Consider the following 21,635-nt stretch of genomic DNA (forward strand, 5'->3'; position numbering starts at 1 on the left):
ACTATCACCTATCGTATAAACTTGTATAATGCTAGTTAACAAAATATCAATAGACATATTATGTCAACAATGCTATTAATGAATGATAATCATAGCATTTTTGAGGGAACTATGGCAGAAATGCACCAGTTAACAAAATCGCTAATCATCGTTATTCTATTGCTGCTAATAGGATGCTCTGATCCATATATTGACAAAATAGCGCAACAAACGCCATTAACCGAGCAGAGAATCACACAGCTTGGTGATGCGCTGGCCTCTGGTAATGTGCGCAATGCAACACTAATCAAACAGTATGCAGAGCAATTGATCGAGAGTAAACCGCAATTGCGCCCTGTTGTTGAAGAGTTTTTGAAAGATTCAACGACACAAAGCCCTATGTATAAAGCACTTGTAGATCGATTAAACACCGTAAAACAGCAACCGCAAATGTTTGCCAGTAATGAAGCTGCATTCGCAGAGTTACTCAACATTTATCAAGCAGCAGACCCTACGCTATATTCTGACGCATTAAGTGATCCTCTCAATGTGTTAGCAGACATGTCAGATGGCGCGTTACCACGTGTTAATGCACTAAGTAAATCACAAAGTTTGCAAGCAAATAAAGCACAGGACTTCGGTGTAGGTGAGCAATTAGTCGGTAATCCCAATTATGGCCAATGGCAAACAAACAGCAGCGGTATGTCATTTTGGGCATGGTACGGTGTTTATTCTATGATGGATAACATGTTTGGTTATAATCGCAAACGTTACTATCACCAATGGGGTAAAGGCCGCAATTATAGTTACTACCATGATTATGGTCGTACACGCTATAGTTCGCCCACGCAGCTTCGTAAACAATCACAGTTAGAAACACGTACGCGAAAGTCGTTTAGCAATAAAGGCCAACGATTTACCAGTCCTTATAGTAAAAATAAATCTGGTGCTTCAGCATTATCTGGTCAAAGCAGAAGTGCGCAATCAAGCGCTAATAAATTTGCAAAAAGCAATCGCGCAAAAAGCAGTTATGCGAAAAAATCTTCGAGCTACAGCAAGAATGCCAGTTTTAGAAATAGTGCCAACACTACATCTCGTAGTTTTCGTCGCGGAAAATAAGAGCAACAAACGCAAGGAATTAATATGAATACCTTACTTGAAAATATTGGCCTCAATGCAGACCTGCTAATCTATCTTGCGATTGATATATCTATTGCAATTCTTTTACTTGGTTTTATGAAGTTTATTTCTGGTATTTCTGCCCAAGTAAATGCAACAGATGAGCTTTCAAAAGAAGATAACTTTGCTTTTGGTATCAGTGTCGCTGGCAGTGTCGCTGCATTAGGCATTGTTTTAACAGGAGCCATTACAGGCGAAAATGCAGAAAGCTATGCGATGGAAGCAATTGGAATGCTTTCTTATGGTTTATTAGGGTTAATTTTAATTAAAATCGGCCGAGTGATTCACGATCGTTTAGCGCTCAACCAAATCAACAAAACAGAACAAATTAAAGCACGTAACGTAACTGTGGGTATTGTTGATGCTGCTGGTGCAATAGCAACAGCCATTATTATTCGCGCAGTATTGCTTTGGGTACATGGATTAGATGTCAGTACTTTTATTGCTATCGTATCAGGCTTTGTAGTATCTCAAGCAATGCTAGTTCTTGTAACACGCATAAAAGAAAAGCAGTACGCAAAAAATAACCAACGAGATAGCATGCAAGAAGCTTTTGCAAACGGCCAAGACGCGTTAGCCATCCGTTATGCCGGCCAAGTTATTAGTACAGCTTTAGCAGTAACAGCAGCGAGTTACTTTTTAGTTTACAGCCCAGATACCCTGTTTGAAACATTAGTGGGTTGGTTTGTATTCAGTATACTCATGACCTTATTGGTGGCGTTATTAACCGCTATTGCTAAACGATTAATACTATGGGGAATTAACTTAGTTGAAGAAGTAGACCAACAGCATAATATTGGCGTAGCAAGCGTTGAAATGGCGATCAGTATTTCTATCGCGTTAATCTTAACGGCATTAATGGCGTAAAACGTTGCCCAGATTTTTTAAAAATCGGCTATTTTGGTACGATGTATTATTAATACTTTCCATGGCTGTGCTTGCCGGCTGTGGTTTAATATACGAATATTTACTTTCTCATTATGCTGGGCGTGTGCTCGGTATAATGGAAAGCGCTATTTACGCCATGATCGGCTTAATGATTGTCGCCATGGGTTTAGGCGCTTTCGCTGCACGTAAAATTTCTTGTGCATTTAATGGTATTGTTTGGCTTGAGTTGCTAGTTGCGGTTATAGGGTCTACGGCAATTTTAATCATTGCAGGCCTAATTGCTATTACGCAGTTACTGCCACAAATAATCAGTGATACCTTTGCACTACCGCCTGATGTTTTCCCTCGTGGCGGCTTTATCAAACAATTCACTTGGTTAGCATTAAATAGTCCATATTTTTTCGGCTTAATGTTGGGCTTTTTCATTGGCATGGAAATTCCACTAATAGCTAAGATCCGTGAAGCATTACACAAAAAACATTTAAAAAATAACCTAGGTACCATTTATGGTGCAGATTATATAGGTGCTGGCATTGGTGCGGCTATCTGGGTGATTTTTTTACTTACCATTGATATCAGCAAAGCAAGTGCATTAACTGCTGGGCTTAATTTAATAGCAGGCTTTGTGTTTATCTTTGCTTTCTGGCAACACCTTCATTGGCGAAAGCTACTAATTGTTTTACACACCGTGATGTTTATCGGCTTGCTGTTTATTTATCAACAAGGTAATCAATGGCTTAATACCATGAGTAACCTATTATATTTAGACAAAGTGATTTACACTGAGAAAACACGTTACCAACAACTAACTTTTACAGAACGCCAATTAGGTAACGATCGCCCCTCCATTTTAAATTTTTATCTCAATGGTCGTTTACAATTTTCGTCTGCGGATGAGCATATTTACCACAGCTATTTAGTAACTCCTGCCTTAGCAGGATCAGCAAGACATGATGATGTGTTAATTATTGGCGGTGGTGACGGTTTAGCATTACGAGATGTTTTAGCTTGGTCACCTGAAAAAGTAACACTAATAGATCTAGACGAACAACTGGTTAATATTTTCAAACACCCAGAAAACCACATCAATTCGACTTTATCAACGAAAATACGTCAACTTAATCAGAGTAGTTTACAAGACAAGCGAGTAACGCTCATTCATCAGGATGCTTTTCTTGCCATTGATAACTTTCTTTCGATGGCCCGAACTTTCGATAGTATTATTGTCGACTTACCAGATCCTAATCACCCCGATCTAAATAAGCTCTATTCAGTTAGTTTTTATGCAAAGCTTAAACAATTACTATCAGGTGATGGCCTTATTTCCGTGCAATCAACCAGTCCATATCATGCTAAAGACGCTTTTATCGCGATTGGTAAAACAATCAATGCTGCAGGATTTAACCATGTTGAGCAATTCCACGATAATGTACCTAGCTTCGGCGAGTGGGGCTGGACTATCGCATCAAAAAATGGAGCTAGCCCTAAAACTAGACTTTCAGCGTTAACTTCAATACCTATCAAACAGACTTGGTTAACTCTGCCTATGTTGCTTGGCGCTTTTGAGTTTTCGACTGATTTTTATCAGACTCAAAAAAATATCCCCATAAATTATTTAGGCAGTCATACTATTTATCAACTGCACCAACAAGCTTGGCGTGAACAACAAGGATTAAATAGTGCTTATAATCAATAATAAATTAATGACAACAATACACTTGACATATTATGTCACGATGTTACATTTAGCACATCGACATAATATGTCGTAGATAAATTCGATAACATGTTATCGAGCTTTTAGAGATGAGGAATCAAATGAATATTCACAAAATAGCGAATCACTTGAATGCATTAGCAGATGACTCAGAAACAGGAATGGTATTTGATTGCCAACCTATTTCAGGTGAAGTTGATGTATTGCAGATCACTGTAATTGGACGTGAAGAATTACCTATTTTTGTTTCGGTGACAGATGATCAAATTCTATGCATTACCTACCTTTGGGGTGAAGATGAAGTAAAGCAAGATACCCGAGCAGATATGCATGAAGCCATGTTAGAAATGAACATACCTATGCCACTTTCTTCATTTTCTAAAGTGGGTGATAAATATGTAATTTTTGGTGCCTTATCAATTAATTCACCTTATAGCGATGTTGAACACGAGCTTGCTGTATTAAGTAACAATGCCGTCGAAGTTATCGACGACATGAGTGACTTTTTATTATAACCACCCAATTACTGGAGTAATATTATGAGCATTTTTAAAAAAGTTATGACTGCGATCCGTGGTGGTGCCACTGAAGTTGGCGAAGCCGTGGTAGACGCAAACGCAACACGCATTTTCGAACAAGAAATTCGTGATGCGGAAAACCATTTAACCAAAGCTAAACGTGATTTAACTGGTGTTATGGCACAACAAATGGCTTCAAGTAGAGAAGTTGACCGTATCAAGCGTGAAATTACTGAGCATGAAGGCTACGCAGTGCAAGCACTTGAAAAAGACGATGAGGCCTTAGCACTTGCAGTTGCTGAAAAAATCTCAGCCCTAGAAACTGAACTTAGCGCTCAACAGCAGTCTTTAGATAGCTTTGAAACGAATGCCAATAGATTAAAAGAATTGGTGAAGAAAAGTGAGCGTCAGGTGCAAGAGCACAAACGTCAATTATCAATGGTAAAAACCACAGAAAGCGTGCAAAAAGCAACGTCTGCAATTACTGATAACTTTTCATCAAGCAACTCTAAATTGCTAAGCGCTAAAGATTCTTTAGAGCGGATCAAAGCAAAGCAACAGAAGTTTGATGATCGACTAAAAGCTGCTGAAGTATTAGAGTCAGAAAATGCCGATAATTCATTAGAGGCTAAGTTAAAGGCAGCAGGCATTGGCGAGCAAGAAAAAAGCGCAAACTCTGTCCTTGAACGCTTAAAAGCAAAACAGAAATAGTCAAACTTTAACCCTTTGGCCACTTGTCTCCCAACCAAGTGGCCTTTTTTTGGTATTAAAAATGAGCTTATTTAAAAATATTTTTAGCAAAGACAAACCGGCTCCAAGAAAAATTACTCAGGTAAATGATTTAATTACTGGAGATATTATTCAATTAACTGACAGTTTTGCTCTGCCAGAAATATTACGTGGACAACAATTTGAAGTATCAGCTGTTAATAGTTACGAATTCGAGCACCAAACTGAAACAGAGTGGGTACTCACGGGTAATAGTGATCATCAATTGTTTTTATCGCTAGATATAGACGATGTAGTTTACTTAAAGTTTGCCATAAAAATTGAACATAATGATGTAGAAACATTATTTGATCTTGACCAGTTTTCACTCTTATTTGAAGAGCCTGGCAATGCTACGCTTGATAGAATAGCTGATAACGACAATACTTCTCAATGGAGTGATCAACAATACCATCAACGAATTTTTGCACAAATAGGTTATTTTCATCGTAAAGATCATCGTTCTGAATCACTTTCACCTTTTGAAGGTAAAGAAGCTGGTGAGCAATTAGAGCGCTACCAATTACTTAATCAAGATGAAGATAAAGGCATTGAAGCAGAAGTTTGGACAGACGGCGACACAGATATCTTCTTAACCTTATATCGTCCGACAACAGATATTATCGATATGTATCCAGGAAGCTAAATTGTGAGTAGAAAAATCCCTGAAAAATGGCAATCTTCTGTCAAAGCAGCAAAAGCAACCCAAGTCGCTTTTGATCTTGACGAGCGATTTCAAATGCATATTCGTCGAGAGGCACTAGAATCGGGCTTAAGTCCTTCTGATAGAATTCGAGAAATTTTGGGGTTACCTGTTAACAAGCGACCTAAACGTCCCCGTCTTACCGTGAGCCTTTCTGGTGAAGATTATCAAGCACTTGCTGAAAAATATGGTTTAGATGCAAGCCAGCAACTTGAAATTAAACGAAAATTAATGGAAGATTTAGTTATTCATGTGGATAAAGAACAACAATAGGCACTGTATATGTGTGCTGTACTCGATATTTCAATTGATAATTTACAAAAAATGAAAGCAACTTCTGCACGTTTCACTTTTATCTTCCTGCAGTATCCTATTCAATTAGTTAATGCTTTATCCTCGATTGTAACTAAAACTTTCACATTACAAGGACGATAAACACATGTCTTCTGTCTTTCAAATCACTTCAAGTAAAAGCAAACTATATTCTGTTGATGAATTTGGCGTAGTTAATTATAAAACGCGGTATGTTGCTATGTTATGTATTTTATCTATGGCAACATTAATTTTACTATTAGGCTGTATTACGTATTATGCTGAAGTTGGCACTGAAGGTGCTACCATTCAAAGCTTTGGCGATGCCTTATGGCTGATGATTATGTCTAGCACTACGATTGGCTTTGGCTCGCAGTACCCCGTTACCATTATTGGTCGCGTTATGGTCACCATGATGTTCATCACTGGTGTTGGTATCATTGGCGGTTTAGGTGCTTTGGTCGCATCAAAATTGCTCGGTTTTTCAGATACTAATGTAAAAAATCGTGAATTACGGAAACAAAATGCCGAAATTTTAGCGATGAATAAAAAGCTAGAACAAAAATTAGACTTGCTTGTAGAAAAGATTGAACCTATGGTAAGTGATAGTAAAAAATGATTATGGGAATGAAAATGAAAACAACGATATTTACTGGCTTGACCGCCATCGTTTTATTTACTGGTTGTGCAAGCTCGAACAATCTTGAGCAACAAGTTAGTACGTTATCAAACAAAGTAGATAAGCTGACAACTGAAGTGAGTAAACTAAAAGAGCAACATCAGAAAACGGAAAGTAAACTGACCCAATTACAAAATGCTAACAAGCAAACCACTCAAAAATTACATAATATTTCTTCAAGCTTTAAAAAATAATCACATTACAAACTCGTTGAAGTAATGTGTTGTTTCATTACTTCAACGCGTAAACAACCCCCTGTTGCTCTGCAAGTAATTGTGTTATTTTTTCATTGGTAATACTTTCTCCTAAAAAAGCATTTACCGCTTCAGACATTTGATGCTTCTTAGCATGAGGAAATTCACTTAACGGTTTATGCACCTCAATATATTTACGTCCTTGGGCTTCATAACTCATTTTTATCGGCTGATCGATAATTTTTACTTGTGTGCCTACGGGAATATTATGGTACAACCATTCAATATCGTCAGCATACATACGTATACAACCAGAGCTTGCTCTTAATCCTATACCCATTCTTTGATTTGTGCCGTGGATTAAATACTCACTAGTGCCTATTCTTAATGCGTATTTCCCAAAGGGATTATTAGGTCCTGGTGGGATTTCTTTTGCTAAGTCAATACCATGCTCTTCTTTGTAGCGTTGCCGTAAGGCACTTGGCGGACGCCAAACAGGATTTTTACGTTTATCACCAATAACGCTGATTAAATTTGGCGTTGATAAACCTTCACGGCCAATACCAACAGGAAAAACGTAAACAAGTGACTCCTCAGGAGGGAAATAATATAAGCGCAACTCCGCAAGGTTAATGATGATCCCTTTGCGTTCTGCATACGGTAAAATCATGCGCTTAGGTATAATGATATGTGAGCCAACCGGCGGCAAAAAGGGATCTACATTAGGGTTAGCCTCAATCAAGGCAAGTAAACCTACGTTATAATACTCAGCCAGCGCCTGAAAATAATCTCCAGGTAATACCTCATGTCTGACATCTTCACCAATAACTCTACTTTTAGAAGTAGGTAAAGCGTAAACACTCGCTTGAATCGACAACGTGAACAATAAGCTTAACGTAAGCAGAAAACGCAGTAATATCATGATGATTAATTTTGCCAATAGGCGGGCAATGATAATGCAGCATCTTTAGTATGTGATAAGGCAACAAGTAAATTTTCAACTTTTCTTTGCTGCCACGTAATGACTTTCACGACAGATTCATTGTTATCGTCTGCAAGTTTTTCTAATTGCTGTTTAATAATCCATAAACTTTGTAATTCAGATAGCCCTTGTTGCATATCAAGCCAAGGAACTCTAAAGTGATGACGATGTTGCTGATCAAAAAGATGACCAAACCAGTTGCCCGTTAACAAGCAACGATGAAGCACTTTTCGCTTATCTAGAAACTGTTCAGCGTCTGTTGGATCAATGGCTTCAATTGCAACATGGAGCTCTGTTAAACTTTTATTCATTTGCTCACGTGCAAAAGGAAGTAATGAAGGCTGTGCTACCGGCAAAAATGCCTTTGAGGGATCATCATTTAAAATAAGTTGTAATAAACGCATCTGTAATTGATTAAAGCGTTCACTGTGTAATAGCTCTGACACCATTTCAGCATCAGGAAATCTTCGCTTTTCAAGCTTAAGTTGCTCGATTAACTGCTGGCTATATTCAAGTTTTTTGCGATAATTCCCAGTTTTATTCATCACTTCTTTAAGGTAAATCGCACTATCAACCCAAGCAAATAACTGAATAAAATGGCTTAATTCTCGCCTAATTTCTTTACTATGTTCAGTAATAATTTCATCGTACAGCCAAAAGCCATGTCTGATAATAGACAGTATTTCTACCATTTGCATGAGCGCTGATAACTTTCTATTTGTCAGGTAACTTTCAGTCGCTAATTGAAGTTGTTGCAAATAATGGCTCAGTGCGGCAATAAACCATTGTTGTGTGTTATTTTGTGTATTGTCATCGCTAAAAAAAAGGGCGACGCTGTAATTAAATGGCTTATCAGCAAAAAGTCGATAACCTCTTGCAGCTTTACTGTGAATGCCGGCACGCAATGAAAGTTGAGAAAATAATAATGTTGCTAAGTTATATAATGCAGATACATCACCTTCAACTAATTCAAGTTCAATTTCATTGATAGCCTCTTGTCTGCCATCCGATAGAATTTCACCTTGATCAAGCGCCATTTCAATTTTACTGCCCTCAATATCTACAAGCCATGTTTCACGCTGAAAATTTGTCGAAAATAAAGAAGTTAGTTCGCGTTGAATGGCTTCAACATTAGCATCATCAGGCCAAATATTGTTTGGAAATAAAGACAAATCCGGAAAATTATGCTCAACAGTAATATTGTATTCTGGACGTTGATGCAACCCGCCAAGCACTTTTCCTGATGTTTTAATGGTTTGCTCTAAGTGCGTTTCATATTGACGAATACGAAGGCCGCAATCCAATGCCCTAAGCTTTAAATCGGGGGTATCAAAATAACAATTGTGTAATTTTCTAACGTTATGTTGATAGGGTATCTGGTGACTTGTTAATAATTGCTTGATTCTTTCAGATACATCATCACTTAAAATCAAGAATTTAAGTTCAACTTCGGTGATCATTAGCTATATCTTACAAACTCTACGGTAAAGTTGGCTTTTATTTAGTTTACCATACAAAAGCTAACGCGGGGGTGCAATATTTTTCGCTTGCTATCGTCGTGTCAAAGCCCTACTATTTTCATCATCAAAGAAAGAAAAAGGTGTATTTAGGTAACTAAATGAAAATAATAACATGTCTGGTGATTGCAACGTTGTCGCTACTAGCGCCACAGGCCTTATCTGAAGAATCACAACAAGAACCGAAAGAATCAGCGTATATTATCGATGATTTATTTATTTATATGCATGCAGGTGCGGGAGCTAATTATCGTATCGTAGGTAGCGTAAATGCAGGTGATGAAATTAAACTTACCGGCAATGAATCTAATGGATACACGGAAATCATTGATCCGCGCGATAGAATTACCTGGGTAGAAAGCAAGTATTTAAGTAAAACGCCAGGCATGCGTGTTGCAATTGCTGAATTAAATACAAAATTAGCCAACCAAGAAGAAAGTGTAGAGCAATCTGAATCAAGCTTGTCGTTGGCCAATCAGCAAATTAATCAATTAAAGGCAAATGAAAAAGCGTTAAATAAACAAATTACCACTTTAACTCGTGATTTAAAAACTGCACAGTCAAAAGTTGATAATCAAGATTTAGCGGTCAAAAAAGAGTACTTTTTTAATGGCGCTATTGTATTAGCCATTGGACTTATCTTAGGGCTTATTTTACCTAGACTTGCTGCTAGAAAGCGCTCTAGTATGGATAACTGGAAGTAATTAACTGCAACTTTATGGCAAATAAATGATAGGATAAGCGGAAAATTTCGTTTTAATTACACTTATTTGCCATTATGCATCTTATTTTCGACGTACTCCATCTATATTATTTACCGCAATACCTGCCTGTTTACCACCAATTAATAAAACAAAATGCTGGGCACGCTACCTTCGTATTTTACCATGGTATACATGATGAAATTATTCAGTCGATTATTGAGCAAGAGCAACTCAACTATCTATGGGTTGATAATGAAGAGCAAGCTTTAGCTTTTTATCAGTCACAGGCTGCTGATTGGGTCTTTTTTGCCAATAGCTTCCCATATCTAGATAATATCCATAAAGTAAGTAAGTCTGTACAGCTCGGTCACGGAATCGGCCCTAAAGCTAGCTATTACCAAAAGTCAGATACACCAACTACCGTTAGGTTTGTCGAAGGAAGTTACCGCACAAAACGCTTTAAAACTATGTACCCAAATGATACCTTTATCGATGTTGGTTTTTGCAAATTAGATCCCATAATTAATAATGAGCCTGTTGCCTTCGCATTAGCAGATCATCAACTTGATCCAACAAAAAAAACCATACTTTACGCCCCAACTTTTTATCCAAGTAGTATTGAGTGTTTTCCAAAAGACTGGCCCAACGCCTTTAAGCAATACAATATTATTATTAAACCTCATTACTTTTCTCTTAGTAAAGAAAAATACAAAGCACAAAAAGCTTTACTTTTACATTGGCAAAAATTTGATAATGTCTACTTAGCCGACGTACATGACTACTCTTTAATCCCATTTTTAGCCACTGCAGATATCTTAATTAGCGATGCTTCTTCTGCGCTATTTGAATTTGCAGCACTAAATAAACCTGTTATATGGTGCGATTTTTTAAAGTTACGATGGAGTTACCGCGGTATTTTCTCATTCCGCTTTAAAAAGCGCATGGATCAAGATTATGGAGAATATGCAAATATTGCTGTGCATGCTAAGACTTATAAAGAGTTGGCAACACTTGTTGAGGAACAATTATCATCTCCTAAACTCTTAGAAAAAACACGTTTATCTTTTGCTGAAAAATTGGCTGGTAGGCTCGATGGCAAAGTAAGCGAACGTATTATTCAATATTTACAAAATAACTAAATAGCCCCCTACCTAAGACAAACCGGTTTGTGTAGAATTAATACTGCTTTTCCTAGTAGGAATTATTGATGAAAAAAATAGGTTATACCACAGGTGTTTTTGATCTGTTTCATATTGGACACCTCAACGTGCTTAAACGCGCAAAATTAGAGTGTGATTATTTAATTGTCGGGGTAACAAGTGACGAGTTGTGTTTAAAAGCAAAAAATAAACAACCCATTATTCCCTTTCCTGAAAGAATGGAGATAGTTGAAAACATTAAATTTGTTGACGAAGTTGTACCACAAGTCAATTACGATAAAAAAGAAGCGTGGAACAATTTAAAGTTCGATCTTATGTTTGTTGGTGATGACTGGAAAGGTACAGAGAAATGGAACAGCATAGAAAAAGAATTTGCTGAGTTTGGTGTTGAAATTATTTACTTCCCATACACTTCTCATACATCAAGCACTAAGTTAAGAGAAGTGCTCGAAAAAATAACATAACAAAGTAACATTTATGAAAAAATTTCATGTAATTTTAGCGCTATTTTCTTGTTTAACTTTATCCGTAAAAGCAGACCCTTGGATAGATACAAGCAATGTTTTTTTACGAGCTAATATTCAATGGTTAGTCGACAATGGTATTATAAAGACACCTGTCACTACATACCCCTTAATGTGGCATGATATTTCACGCGATCTAAACAACGTCTACATAGGTAAATTGGACGAAAGAAGCCGTGAAGCACTGTTATATGTTAAGCATCAATTAAAACTTGCCCAACGAAACAGTAAAAAAATTACCGCTAGTATAGCCAATGAAAACAAAAGGTTTACCAGTTTCGGTGAAGATTACCGTAATGATAAGCACATGAACATTGCAACCAACTGGATGAATGATCGATTTGCTTTTAAAATATCAACCCATTACCGACCTGAAAACTCTTTTGGTGAAAACACCAGTTTTGACGGCAGTTATGGTGCTTTTTTCCTTGGTAATTGGGTTTTTTCAGCAGGTATGCAAGATCGCTGGTGGGGGCCAGGTTTAGATACTAGCCTCAGCTTAACAAGTAACGCCCAATCAATGCCTGCCCTAGCATTAAGCCGAAAATCAGCAATCCCTGTAATTATTCCTTTTACTGATCATCAAATCCCATGGACAGTTACCACGTTCATGGGGAAAATGGATGATAAAAGGATCATAAAGAACACACTTTTGTGGGGGTTTCGCTTAAATTTTAATCCAATAAAAAATTTAGAAGTAGGTATTACTAGGCTTGCTCAATGGGCTGGAGACGGACGACCGAGTGATTTAGGTACCTTTGTCGATGTACTAAAGGGTCTAGATAACTGTGGTGGTAACGGCCCTACCATTGAAGAATGTGCTGCCGGTAAAGAACCTGGCAACCAATTAGCCGGTTATGATATTCGCTGGTCTTCGTCACTATTGTCACATCCTTTCGCTTTGTACTTTACCAGTTTTGCAGAAGACGGAGATCGAAAAGGAGAATTAAGTATTTTAGGTGAAGAGCGATACCAAGTAGGTATAGAAACGCAAATTATGGCTTTCAATGCTTACTGGAAAATTTACATAGAGGGTACAGACACCTATGCGACATGCCGAGATGGCGTAAATGGTGATGGTACGAGCCTAATCGGTGATTGCTATTACGAACACAAAATATATCAAACAGGAATGCGTTATCACGGCCGTTCAATCGGTAGTATTTATGAAAATGACGCAACAAGTTTAGTGCTAGGTGCCAATACCATTGCAGCTAAAAACACTCAGTTAGCATTTAAATTGCGTTGGTTACAATTAAATAAAGACAACAGCGATAAAGCACCTGAAAACCCATTAATTGGTAACACCTTAACACCAATAGCAGAAGACATGGTACAGCTTTCTAGCAAAGTACAACATAGTTACCAAAATTGGCGCTTTACTCTAGGCATGGATATTAGTCGCTCACGCTATCAATCCACCAATACAACTGATAACAATATAAGTGCCTTTGCAAAAGTTGAGTATAACTTGTAAGTTATTGCTCACTGATTTGATGCTGGATACACCTTTTAGTAATCCAGCATCACATTGTATACTTTTTTTCAACACCTATCTTGAACTAGCTTTGCATTATTCATATAGATGGTAAGCTATATTTTCATCACTCTGTTCGAGAGGTATTTATATTGAATACCAATTTATAAGCTTATGTTCTCTAATAAAAAATCATTTCTTATACGATATACAAATAACCTTAGAAAACTTTACTCTTAAATTTTATTTGACAAAATTTGAGTAAATACGCTATTAATAGCTCACTGATGTAATAAAATTACAATTAATTACTAAACGGCAATGATAAAAATGCCGATTAGTACTAAGGCAAACATAGCAAATAATGAAATTTAACTTCAACAACACATTAAACCTCCTCCTCCTCGCATTAACATTGCGCGGATAGCTTGTAGGTGACTGTTGAAGAATTAAATTAAACAGAAAGAATCACTAAAACCCGCGCTACTCAACGCGGGTTTTTTTATGCTCGCATGTTTAGACATACACTTTAAGGGAAACAAAATGGATAATCAGGTCATCATATTCGATACCACCTTACGCGATGGTGAACAAGCATTAACAGCCAGTTTATCAGTACATGAAAAACTACAAATTGCACAAGCAATAGAGCGACTTGGTGTTGATATTATTGAAGCTGGTTTTCCCGTTTCATCACCAGGTGATTTCCACTCAGTACAACAAATTGCCAAAACCGTCAAAAACTCAGTAGTTTGTGGTTTAGCAAGAGCAGTAGAAGCTGACATACAAGCATGTGGCGACGCATTAAGTGTTGCAGAACAATTTCGCATTCATACCTTTATTTCTACTTCAGATGTTCATGTACAGCAAAAATTACGCAAAGGCTTTGACGATGTAGAAGCAATGGCGATTAATGCGGTAAAATTTGCACGAAAGTTTACTGATGATGTTGAATTTTCTTGTGAAGACGCAGGAAGAACACCAATTGATAACTTATGTCGTATGGTAGAAAGCGCCATTAAAGCCGGTGCGACAACCGTAAACATCCCCGATACAGTTGGTTACACACTGCCCGATGAGTTTGGCGGTATAATCACCCAGTTATTTAATCGCGTGCCTAACATAGATCAAGCAGTTATTTCCGTACATTGCCACAATGATTTAGGATTAGCCGTTGCTAATTCAATTTCTGCGGTACAGGCTGGCGCAAGACAAATTGAGTCAACGATCAATGGCATTGGCGAACGAGCGGGTAATTGTTCATTAGAAGAAATAGCGATGATCATGAAAACTCGCCAAGATATGTTAGGGGTGAAAACAAATATAAACCATCAAGAAATCGCTCGCACTTCAAAGTTAGTTAGCCAACTTTGTAATATGCCAGTACAACCCAATAAAGCGATTGTAGGTAGCAATGCATTTAGTCATTCATCAGGTATACATCAAGATGGCATGTTAAAAGCAGCGAATACTTACGAGATCATGACACCTGAAAGCGTTGGTATTGCGAAAACTAAATTAAACTTAACTTCGCGAAGTGGCAGACATGTGATTAAACATCGCATGGAGAGCCTTGGATATAAAGAATCAGATTACCAATTAGATAAGCTATATAAAGACTTTTTAGCGTTAGCTGATAAGAAAGGCCAAGTGTTTGATGATGATTTAGAAGCGCTGTTGTTTAACATTCAACAGCAAGACCAAAAAGACCACTACACACTTGAATCTATCAACGTGCAATCTGGAGGCAGAGAATATGCTACAGCAGGTATTAAGTTAGTAATCGGTGATACAAGTCAGATTTCATCCGCGACAGGAAATGGTCCAGTAGATGCGTTATACCAAGCGATAAAGCAATCTGTAGATGTTGATTTTGAAGTAAGTGATTATAAAATTTCAAACAAAGGCTCTGGTGAAGATGGACTTGGTCAGGCTCATCTTGTTGTTGCTTGGCAAGGTAGAAATTTTCATGGTTACGGTTTAGCTACAGATGTCATTGAAGCATCAGGGCAAGCATTAGTGCACTGTTTAAACAGCATTCACCGTGCGATAACCATTGCTGAAATTAAAGAGCAGAAAAAAATAAGCGAATAATAAGAATGAGTGTGAACTCGCTAACTCATTCATACACATAATAAGGGCAAAAAACACATGTCAAACATTGCAGTATTAGCCGGTGATGGTATCGGCCCAGAAGTCATGAAAGAAGCGGTCAAAGTGATGTCGGCCGCCGCCAAAAAATTTAATTTCACCTTAAATTTCAACAGCTATGATGTCGGTGGTTGTGCCATCGACAATCACGGTACAGCGCTACCTCAATCAACCATTGCAGGTTGTGAGAAAGCCGATGCCATTTTATTCGGCTCTGTTGGCGGCCCTAAGTGGGAAAACCTGCCACCGACAGAACAACCTGAACGTGCATCTTTATTAGGGCTACGCGGGCATTTTGGTTTATTTTGTAATATGAGGCCTGCACAATTACAACCTGCCATGTCTAACTTATCTCCTTTACGTGCAGACATTTCAGCAGCAGGCTTTGATATTCTAGTGATGCGCGAGCTTACTGGTGGCATCTACTTTGGAGAACCCAAAGGCAGAAAAAATGCAGGTACTGCTGAAGAGGCAGGCTTTGACACTATGATTTATTCAAAAGCTGAAATTACTCGCATTGCAAAATTAGCTTTTGAAGCTGCGCAAAAAAGAAACAACAAAGTAACCTCTATTGATAAGGCAAATGTGCTTGCTACCTCTATTTTATGGCGAGAGGTTGTGAATAATATCGCAAAAGATTACCCCGATGTAACGCTGGAACATATGTATGTTGACAATGCCGCAATGCAATTAGTGAAAGACCCTGCACAATTTGATGTCATGCTTTGCTCAAATTTATTCGGTGATATTTTATCTGACATTTGCGCTATGATCACCGGTTCAATGGGACTATTACCATCAGCAAGTCTTAATGAGCAAGGCTTCGGCATGTATGAACCCGCTGGTGGCAGTGCACCTGATATTGCAGGTAAAGGTATTGCAAACCCTATTGCCCAAATTTTATCTGGAGCATTACTATTACGTTACAGCCTTAACCAAGATGAAGCAGCTACCGCAATTGAATTTGCAGTAGCAAAAGCACTAGATAAAGGCCACTTTACTGGTGACTTATTACCTGCCGAACAAATAAACAAAGCAAAAACAACCCAAGAAATGGGTGATATAATCTGCAACATTATTCAGGAGAGCTAACCCATGGCAAGCACACTTTACGATAAACTATGGCAGCGCCATCTTGTTGAAGAAAAACAAGGAGAAACACCGTTACTTTATGTAGATCGTCACTTAATCCACGAAGTAACTTCACCACAAGCTTTTGCTAATTTACGATTCCATAACCGAGCATTACGTTGCCCTGAGCGTACGATTGCCACGATGGATCACAATATCTCTACTCGCTCAATTGAAATTACAGCAGCAGGTGAAGGCGCAGCAAACCAATTACGAACGTTAGAAAAAAACTGTAAAGAGTTCGGTATCGAACTTTTCGGTATGGGACACAAAAACCAAGGCATAGTGCATGTAATGGGACCAGAATTAGGACTAACATTGCCAGGAACTGTTATTGTTTGTGGTGACTCTCATACAGCAACCCATGGTGCTTTTGGTGCTTTAGCATTTGGTATCGGTACCTCTGAAGTGGAACATGTTTTTGCCACGCAAACGTTGCGCCAAACTAAAGCAAAAACAATGAAAATTGAAGTTAAAGGCAACGTTGGTGCGGGCATAAGCGCGAAAGATATTATTTTAGCCATTATAGGCAAAACAGGTAGCGCAGGAGCAACTGGTTATGTGGTTGAATATTGTGGCGAAGCAATAGAAGCGCTTTCCATGGAAGAGCGAATGACCGTTTGCAACATGAGTATTGAGTTTGGTGCTAAAGCAGGATTGATCGCCCCAGATCAAACAACTTTCGATTATGTAGAAGGCCGTGAATACGCACCTAAGGGTGACTTATGGCAACAAGCGGTAAACGATTGGAAATCGTTGAAAAGTGATGACGATGCAGTATTTGATAGCGTATTAACGCTAGAAGCAAAAGATATCAAAGCCCAAGTGACTTGGGGCACAACACCGGGTCAGGTCATCGAAATCGACGCTGTAGTACCATCTCCTAGCGACTTTTCAGATCCTGTTGAACGTGATTCATGTGAGAAAGCATTATTGTATATGGGGCTAATCGCAGGAACTAAGATTACCGATATCAAAGTAAATAACGTGTTTATTGGTTCATGCACTAATTCTCGAATTGAAGACTTGCGCGCAGCAGCTTCAGTTGTTGAAAAATATATTGCTAAGGGTGATAAGTGTGCCAAAGAAGTCACAGCTATTGTTGTGCCTGGCTCATATCGCGTAAAAGCACAAGCAGAAAGCGAAGGTTTAGATAAAATATTCACCCAAGCAGGTTTTGAATGGCGTTTGCCAGGCTGCTCTATGTGTTTAGGTATGAATGACGACAAACTAAATTCAGGCGATCGCTGTGCTTCAACAAGCAACAGGAACTTTGAAGGTCGTCAAGGACGAGGTAGTAGAACTCATTTAGTCAGCCCTGAAATGGCAGCCGCGGCTGCTATCGAAGGTCATTTTGTCGATTTAAACGCATAGGAGTGTTCACGTGGAAAAGTTTTCAACACATACGGGTTTAGTTGCTCCGTTAGATGCAGCAAATGTAGACACCGATCAAATTATACCTAAGCAATTTTTACAAAAAACGGAACGTGTTGGCTTTGGTCAGCATCTATTTCATGATTGGCGCTATCTTGATGCAGATGGCCATCAAGACAATCCTGACTTTGTATTAAACAAGCCTGTTTATCAAGGAGCCAGTATTTTGCTTACACGCGAGAATTTTGGTTGTGGTTCAAGTAGAGAGCACGCACCTTGGGCGATTCAAGAGTTTGGCTTTAAAGTTATTATTGCCCCTAGCTTTGCTGATATTTTTTATGGTAACTGTATCAACATTGGTGTTTTACCGATTATGTTACCAGAAGATCAAATCAATACATTATTTGCACGTTCAGAAGAAGACCAACTTTCATTGGAGGTTGATTTAATTAACAATACCGTAAAAGGACAAGGATTTACTTTTTCTTTTAACGTAGATAAGTTCCACCAGTATTGTCTTGAAGAAGGAATAGACAGTGTAGGCTGGACCCTAAACAAACTAGACAAAATTAAAGCTTTTGAAGCGAACATGCCTGCATGGCAATAACGTATTAGCTGATTGAAAGCTTAAGTGATAACGTGTTAAATTCAAATATTCACGTTATCACTTAATTTGTTTTGTAATGGCACCATCAAACTCGCAAGCAATTTTAGAAAAAATTCCTTTATCCAACCTAACCTTAGGAATGTATGTCACATCAATCATAGATAATGACAATATCGAAATAAAGTCAGAAGGTTATATTTCAGATCAAGAAATAATAAACCAATTAAAAAAAGCAAATGTTTGCTACGCCATTGTTGATACAACTAAACAAAAATCAGTTGAAAAAATTGACCGAGTATTAGGTGAAATTACAGTTACTCAAACCGTTCCTACTAAGCATTCAACACCTGATGTTTCACTTGATCAAGAAATGCGTAAAGCCAATAAGCTCTATATGAGTGCGCGAGACTTACAAGAGAACATTTTAGCGTCAGTTAAACGAAACCGTACCCTTAATCAAGAAAACATAAGTCAAACAACCGATTCTCTCGTAGATTCTGTTTTTCGAAATCAAGACGCACTGACTTGTTTAACCCGCTTACAATCTAAAGACTCTTATTTATTTGAACATTCGTTAAATGTGGCCATTCTAATGTCGGTCTTTGCTAAGCATTTAGCCCTTGAAAAGCGTATTGTACAAGAACTCACTTTAGGCGCATTCTTACACGATATTGGTAAGGTATTAATCCCAAAAGAAATACTTCATAAACGTGGCTCTTTGACTATTCAAGAAGAAAAAATAATGCGTAGTCATGTTGCACTGGGTTTAAAGCTGCTAGAAAATAGCCCTGAGATATCTCATATTGCAATGCGAATGATACAAGAACACCATGAAAGAGCTGATGGTAGTGGTTACCCACATGGGTTAAATAGCAAAGCAACATCTAAATACGGAAAAATGATTGCGATCGTTGATAGCTATGATGCTATGACATGCGAGCGGCCGTATAAGTCAGCTGTTTCACCAATTTCAGCCTTTAAAACGCTTGTTGCAGAAGCGCCAACCAAGTATGACGAAGAGCTTGTCGAAAAATTTATTCAATGTTTAGGCGTTTACCCAGTAGGTACACTGGTAAAACTTAATAGCGGGAAGTTAGGCTTGATTAGCCAGCTAAACAAAAGCATGCCGCTACGCCCCTTTGTCAAAGTTTTTTATAATACTCGTTTAAATCAAGCTATCTCAATTGAAGAAATTGATCTTTCAAAAAGTAAATATAAAGATCAAATTGATTGTTGCATTAAACCCGAAGATTTTAACATTAATTTATTAGGCTTTTTCAAAAATGCTTTTATTGATTAACCCCCTAAATGAACTTTAATCACAATAAAAGCTTTTTAAGCTTACCAATTAGATAATGCAGGCATGGAGAACTGTTCACCTCTAAAGTTTAATATCACTTTTTGTGGCAAAATAGCTTCTAATAAAACATCATTAGCGATATGCTCGCCTTCTTTGAAGTCACGTCCGTTTACCCTAACCCAACCGTTGCCCTCGGTTTCAAACATATGCATTTCAAAACTAAGTGGTGGTAAGGCATCTTGAAAAGTAGCAGGCATTTGATGTAAAGCAGTAATTGATGAATAATCAACATTTTCAATTGATTGGTTTTCGTTCTTGTTAATCGGTTCGTCTTCAGTTTCTTTCACCGCTTCTTTAAACAGTTCGAGTATTTCCTTAGACACTCCCTCTTCGGCCTTTAAGGTGATAGCACTTTTTTTCTGTTGTTCTTGGTAAGCTTTTGCGTTGTAACCTAAAACCAAAGGTGCTGAAGTTTTTTCTTCTGTTTGACTGGGTTCGGTTGATTTTTCATCAACAGGTGTTTTTTTAGCTAAAATCTCAATCGCTTGGCTAATCTCCGTTTGGTTAGCATGCTTCGCCTTTTGAGCAGGTAGGTTAGTTTCTAGGTTGGTATCATTTTGCAGCGCTAGGTTATCTGTTGTGTTTTTCTGTGTGGGAGCAGATGGTATGAGTTGTTCATCAGGCTCTTGGTTGCCTAGTGTTGAATTAGACGATACCTGTTTCTCATCATTGAAGAATTTACCATTATTCGCAAGCCACACACCTATCAATAGCGATAAAATCACAGTAACTGACATAATCGCAGCTTTAACTGAAAGCGATTGCCATAGTGAAGGCTTCACAGCTTCTCCTAATGCTTCATGTGCCGCCTCTATCACTATTTTTTTATTAACAACAGCTTGATTGTCACTATAGGCCAACACCAACGCGCGATCACACAACAAGTTAACAACACGTGGAATGCCTTGTGATATTTTATGAATCGCTGCTATTGCACTTTTATTGAACAAGTTGCGAGTGCAATTTGCAACCGAAAGGCGATGTTGAATATAACTTGTCAACTCTTGTTGCGTTAGTGGCATTAAGTGATAACGAGCAGTAATACGCTGTGCAAGTTGACGTAAGTCTCTGCGTTGCAATAACTGCTGTAGTTCTGGTTGACCAATTAAGATCACTTGAAGCAACTTTTTGGTATTCGTTTCAAGGTTAGTAAGTAAACGTAATTGCTCTAACACTTCCGCTTGTAAGTGCTGCGCTTCATCAATAATAACTAATGTATTAATTCCCTGCTCATGATTGCTAATCAATTTTTGTTGGATTTTATCAGTAAGGTACTTTAACGTTGCGCCTGTTTTTTTATAGCGTATTTTTAAATTATCACAAATCGTAGCAAGCAACTCTTCACATGAAAGCGTAGGATTTAAAATAAATGCGAGTTGTGTATTTTCTGGTAGTTTTTCCATTACCGTTCGACTAATGGTAGTTTTACCCGTTCCAACTTCCCCTGTAAGTAAAACAAAGCCGCCGTTATCACCAAGACCATACGTTAAATGTGATAACGCCTCGCGGTGGCGATCACTTAAAAATAAATAAGCAGGATCTGGGGCAATAGTAAAAGGCGCTTCACTTAATCCAAAATAAGCCGTATACATAAAAATAATTTACTGGTGAAAAAGGCTAAAGCAAATTAACCCGTATCTTCAACGATGTCAAAGGCCCGCATATAAGAAAAAACAATGTTATGTTAGAATGATTACCGTTAATGATCACT

The 21,635-nt window shown here is 38.0% G+C and carries 21 protein-coding genes; 18 read left to right on the forward strand and 3 right to left on the reverse strand.

The annotated features are described in order from the left end of the window. The first annotated feature begins 69 nt into the window (after nucleotides 1–69). The 9 genes from QUE72_RS14050 (at nucleotide 70) to QUE72_RS14090 (ending at nucleotide 6,937) form a co-directional block, all read left to right on the forward strand. Nucleotides 70–1,098, forward strand: coding sequence for a hypothetical protein (locus QUE72_RS14050; protein WP_407704978.1), 1,029 nt, complete (start codon nucleotides 70–72; stop codon nucleotides 1,096–1,098). A gap of 24 nt (nucleotides 1,099–1,122) precedes the next feature. Further along, on the forward strand, nucleotides 1,123–2,025 hold the full coding sequence (locus QUE72_RS14055) for a DUF350 domain-containing protein (protein ID WP_286269667.1): 903 nt from the start codon (nucleotides 1,123–1,125) through the stop codon (nucleotides 2,023–2,025). 4 nt (nucleotides 2,026–2,029) lie between these two features. Then, nucleotides 2,030–3,742: a polyamine aminopropyltransferase gene (locus tag QUE72_RS14060; RefSeq protein ID WP_286269670.1), complete on the forward strand. Its 1,713-nt coding sequence runs from the start codon at nucleotides 2,030–2,032 to the stop codon at nucleotides 3,740–3,742. Nucleotides 3,743–3,864: 122 nt separating this feature from the next. Beyond that, nucleotides 3,865–4,278 (forward strand): YjfI family protein, encoded by a 414-nt coding sequence (locus QUE72_RS14065; protein WP_074499850.1) that lies wholly within the window; start codon nucleotides 3,865–3,867, stop codon nucleotides 4,276–4,278. Between the two features lie 24 nt (nucleotides 4,279–4,302). Then, nucleotides 4,303–4,992, forward strand: a complete 690-nt coding sequence (locus QUE72_RS14070) for a PspA/IM30 family protein (RefSeq protein WP_074499848.1) — start codon at nucleotides 4,303–4,305, stop codon at nucleotides 4,990–4,992. A 61-nt stretch (nucleotides 4,993–5,053) separates the two neighbouring features. Then, nucleotides 5,054–5,695, forward strand: coding sequence for a hypothetical protein (locus tag QUE72_RS14075; protein ID WP_286269673.1), 642 nt, complete (start codon nucleotides 5,054–5,056; stop codon nucleotides 5,693–5,695). Between the two features lie 3 nt (nucleotides 5,696–5,698). Further along, on the forward strand, nucleotides 5,699–6,025 hold the full coding sequence (locus QUE72_RS14080; RefSeq protein WP_407704926.1) for a hypothetical protein: 327 nt from the start codon (nucleotides 5,699–5,701) through the stop codon (nucleotides 6,023–6,025). 166 nt (nucleotides 6,026–6,191) lie between these two features. Then, nucleotides 6,192–6,683, forward strand: a complete 492-nt coding sequence (locus QUE72_RS14085) for a potassium channel family protein (RefSeq protein ID WP_286269674.1) — start codon at nucleotides 6,192–6,194, stop codon at nucleotides 6,681–6,683. 14 nt (nucleotides 6,684–6,697) lie between these two features. After that, on the forward strand, nucleotides 6,698–6,937 hold the full coding sequence (locus QUE72_RS14090) for a hypothetical protein (RefSeq protein ID WP_074499837.1): 240 nt from the start codon (nucleotides 6,698–6,700) through the stop codon (nucleotides 6,935–6,937). Nucleotides 6,938–6,974: 37 nt separating this feature from the next. Here QUE72_RS14090 and QUE72_RS14095 read toward each other — a convergent pair whose 3' ends face one another. Together QUE72_RS14095 and QUE72_RS14100 are read right to left on the reverse strand one after the other, a co-directional pair. After that, nucleotides 6,975–7,877 carry a L,D-transpeptidase family protein gene (locus QUE72_RS14095; RefSeq protein WP_286269676.1) on the reverse strand — a complete coding sequence of 301 codons (903 nt, stop codon included), beginning with the start codon at nucleotides 7,875–7,877 and terminating at the stop codon, nucleotides 6,975–6,977. Then, on the reverse strand, nucleotides 7,865–9,379 hold the full coding sequence (locus tag QUE72_RS14100) for a CYTH and CHAD domain-containing protein (protein WP_286269677.1): 1,515 nt from the start codon (nucleotides 9,377–9,379) through the stop codon (nucleotides 7,865–7,867). Before QUE72_RS14100 ends, QUE72_RS14095 begins: the two co-directional genes overlap by 13 nt. A 158-nt stretch (nucleotides 9,380–9,537) precedes the next feature. On the opposite strand from QUE72_RS14100, the gene QUE72_RS14105 reads away from it, so the two are divergent. From QUE72_RS14105 to QUE72_RS14145, 9 genes are all read left to right on the forward strand, one after another. Then, nucleotides 9,538–10,140: a TIGR04211 family SH3 domain-containing protein gene (locus QUE72_RS14105; protein ID WP_286269679.1), complete on the forward strand. Its 603-nt coding sequence runs from the start codon at nucleotides 9,538–9,540 to the stop codon at nucleotides 10,138–10,140. A 74-nt stretch (nucleotides 10,141–10,214) separates the two neighbouring features. Beyond that, the gene (locus QUE72_RS14110; protein WP_286269680.1) at nucleotides 10,215–11,279 is read left to right on the forward strand and encodes a CDP-glycerol glycerophosphotransferase family protein; all 1,065 of its coding nucleotides are present in this window, start codon (nucleotides 10,215–10,217) and stop codon (nucleotides 11,277–11,279) included. 68 nt (nucleotides 11,280–11,347) lie between these two features. Continuing rightward, the gene (locus QUE72_RS14115; protein WP_286269681.1) at nucleotides 11,348–11,764 is read left to right on the forward strand and encodes an adenylyltransferase/cytidyltransferase family protein; all 417 of its coding nucleotides are present in this window, start codon (nucleotides 11,348–11,350) and stop codon (nucleotides 11,762–11,764) included. A gap of 13 nt (nucleotides 11,765–11,777) precedes the next feature. Further along, on the forward strand, nucleotides 11,778–13,301 hold the full coding sequence (locus tag QUE72_RS14120; RefSeq protein ID WP_286269682.1) for a capsule assembly Wzi family protein: 1,524 nt from the start codon (nucleotides 11,778–11,780) through the stop codon (nucleotides 13,299–13,301). 543 nt (nucleotides 13,302–13,844) lie between these two features. Beyond that, nucleotides 13,845–15,395: a 2-isopropylmalate synthase gene (gene leuA / locus QUE72_RS14125; protein WP_074499821.1), complete on the forward strand. Its 1,551-nt coding sequence runs from the start codon at nucleotides 13,845–13,847 to the stop codon at nucleotides 15,393–15,395. A 57-nt stretch (nucleotides 15,396–15,452) separates the two neighbouring features. Then, nucleotides 15,453–16,544: a 3-isopropylmalate dehydrogenase gene (gene leuB / locus QUE72_RS14130; RefSeq protein ID WP_286269683.1), complete on the forward strand. Its 1,092-nt coding sequence runs from the start codon at nucleotides 15,453–15,455 to the stop codon at nucleotides 16,542–16,544. A 3-nt stretch (nucleotides 16,545–16,547) separates the two neighbouring features. Continuing rightward, complete coding sequence (gene leuC, locus QUE72_RS14135) at nucleotides 16,548–17,957, forward strand: 3-isopropylmalate dehydratase large subunit (RefSeq protein ID WP_286269684.1); 1,410 nt, start codon at nucleotides 16,548–16,550, stop codon at nucleotides 17,955–17,957. Nucleotides 17,958–17,967: 10 nt separating this feature from the next. Beyond that, complete coding sequence (leuD, locus tag QUE72_RS14140; protein ID WP_286269685.1) at nucleotides 17,968–18,564, forward strand: 3-isopropylmalate dehydratase small subunit; 597 nt, start codon at nucleotides 17,968–17,970, stop codon at nucleotides 18,562–18,564. Nucleotides 18,565–18,640: 76 nt separating this feature from the next. Then, nucleotides 18,641–19,864: an HD-GYP domain-containing protein gene (locus QUE72_RS14145; protein ID WP_286269686.1), complete on the forward strand. Its 1,224-nt coding sequence runs from the start codon at nucleotides 18,641–18,643 to the stop codon at nucleotides 19,862–19,864. 41 nt (nucleotides 19,865–19,905) lie between these two features. Here QUE72_RS14145 and QUE72_RS14150 read toward each other — a convergent pair whose 3' ends face one another. Then, nucleotides 19,906–21,516, reverse strand: a complete 1,611-nt coding sequence (locus QUE72_RS14150) for an AAA family ATPase (protein WP_286269687.1) — start codon at nucleotides 21,514–21,516, stop codon at nucleotides 19,906–19,908. Nucleotides 21,517–21,635 lie beyond the last annotated feature (119 nt).

This window comes from Thalassotalea hakodatensis (genome assembly GCF_030295995.1).
GTDB classification, from domain to species: Bacteria; Pseudomonadota; Gammaproteobacteria; order Enterobacterales; family Alteromonadaceae; genus Thalassotalea_C; species Thalassotalea_C hakodatensis.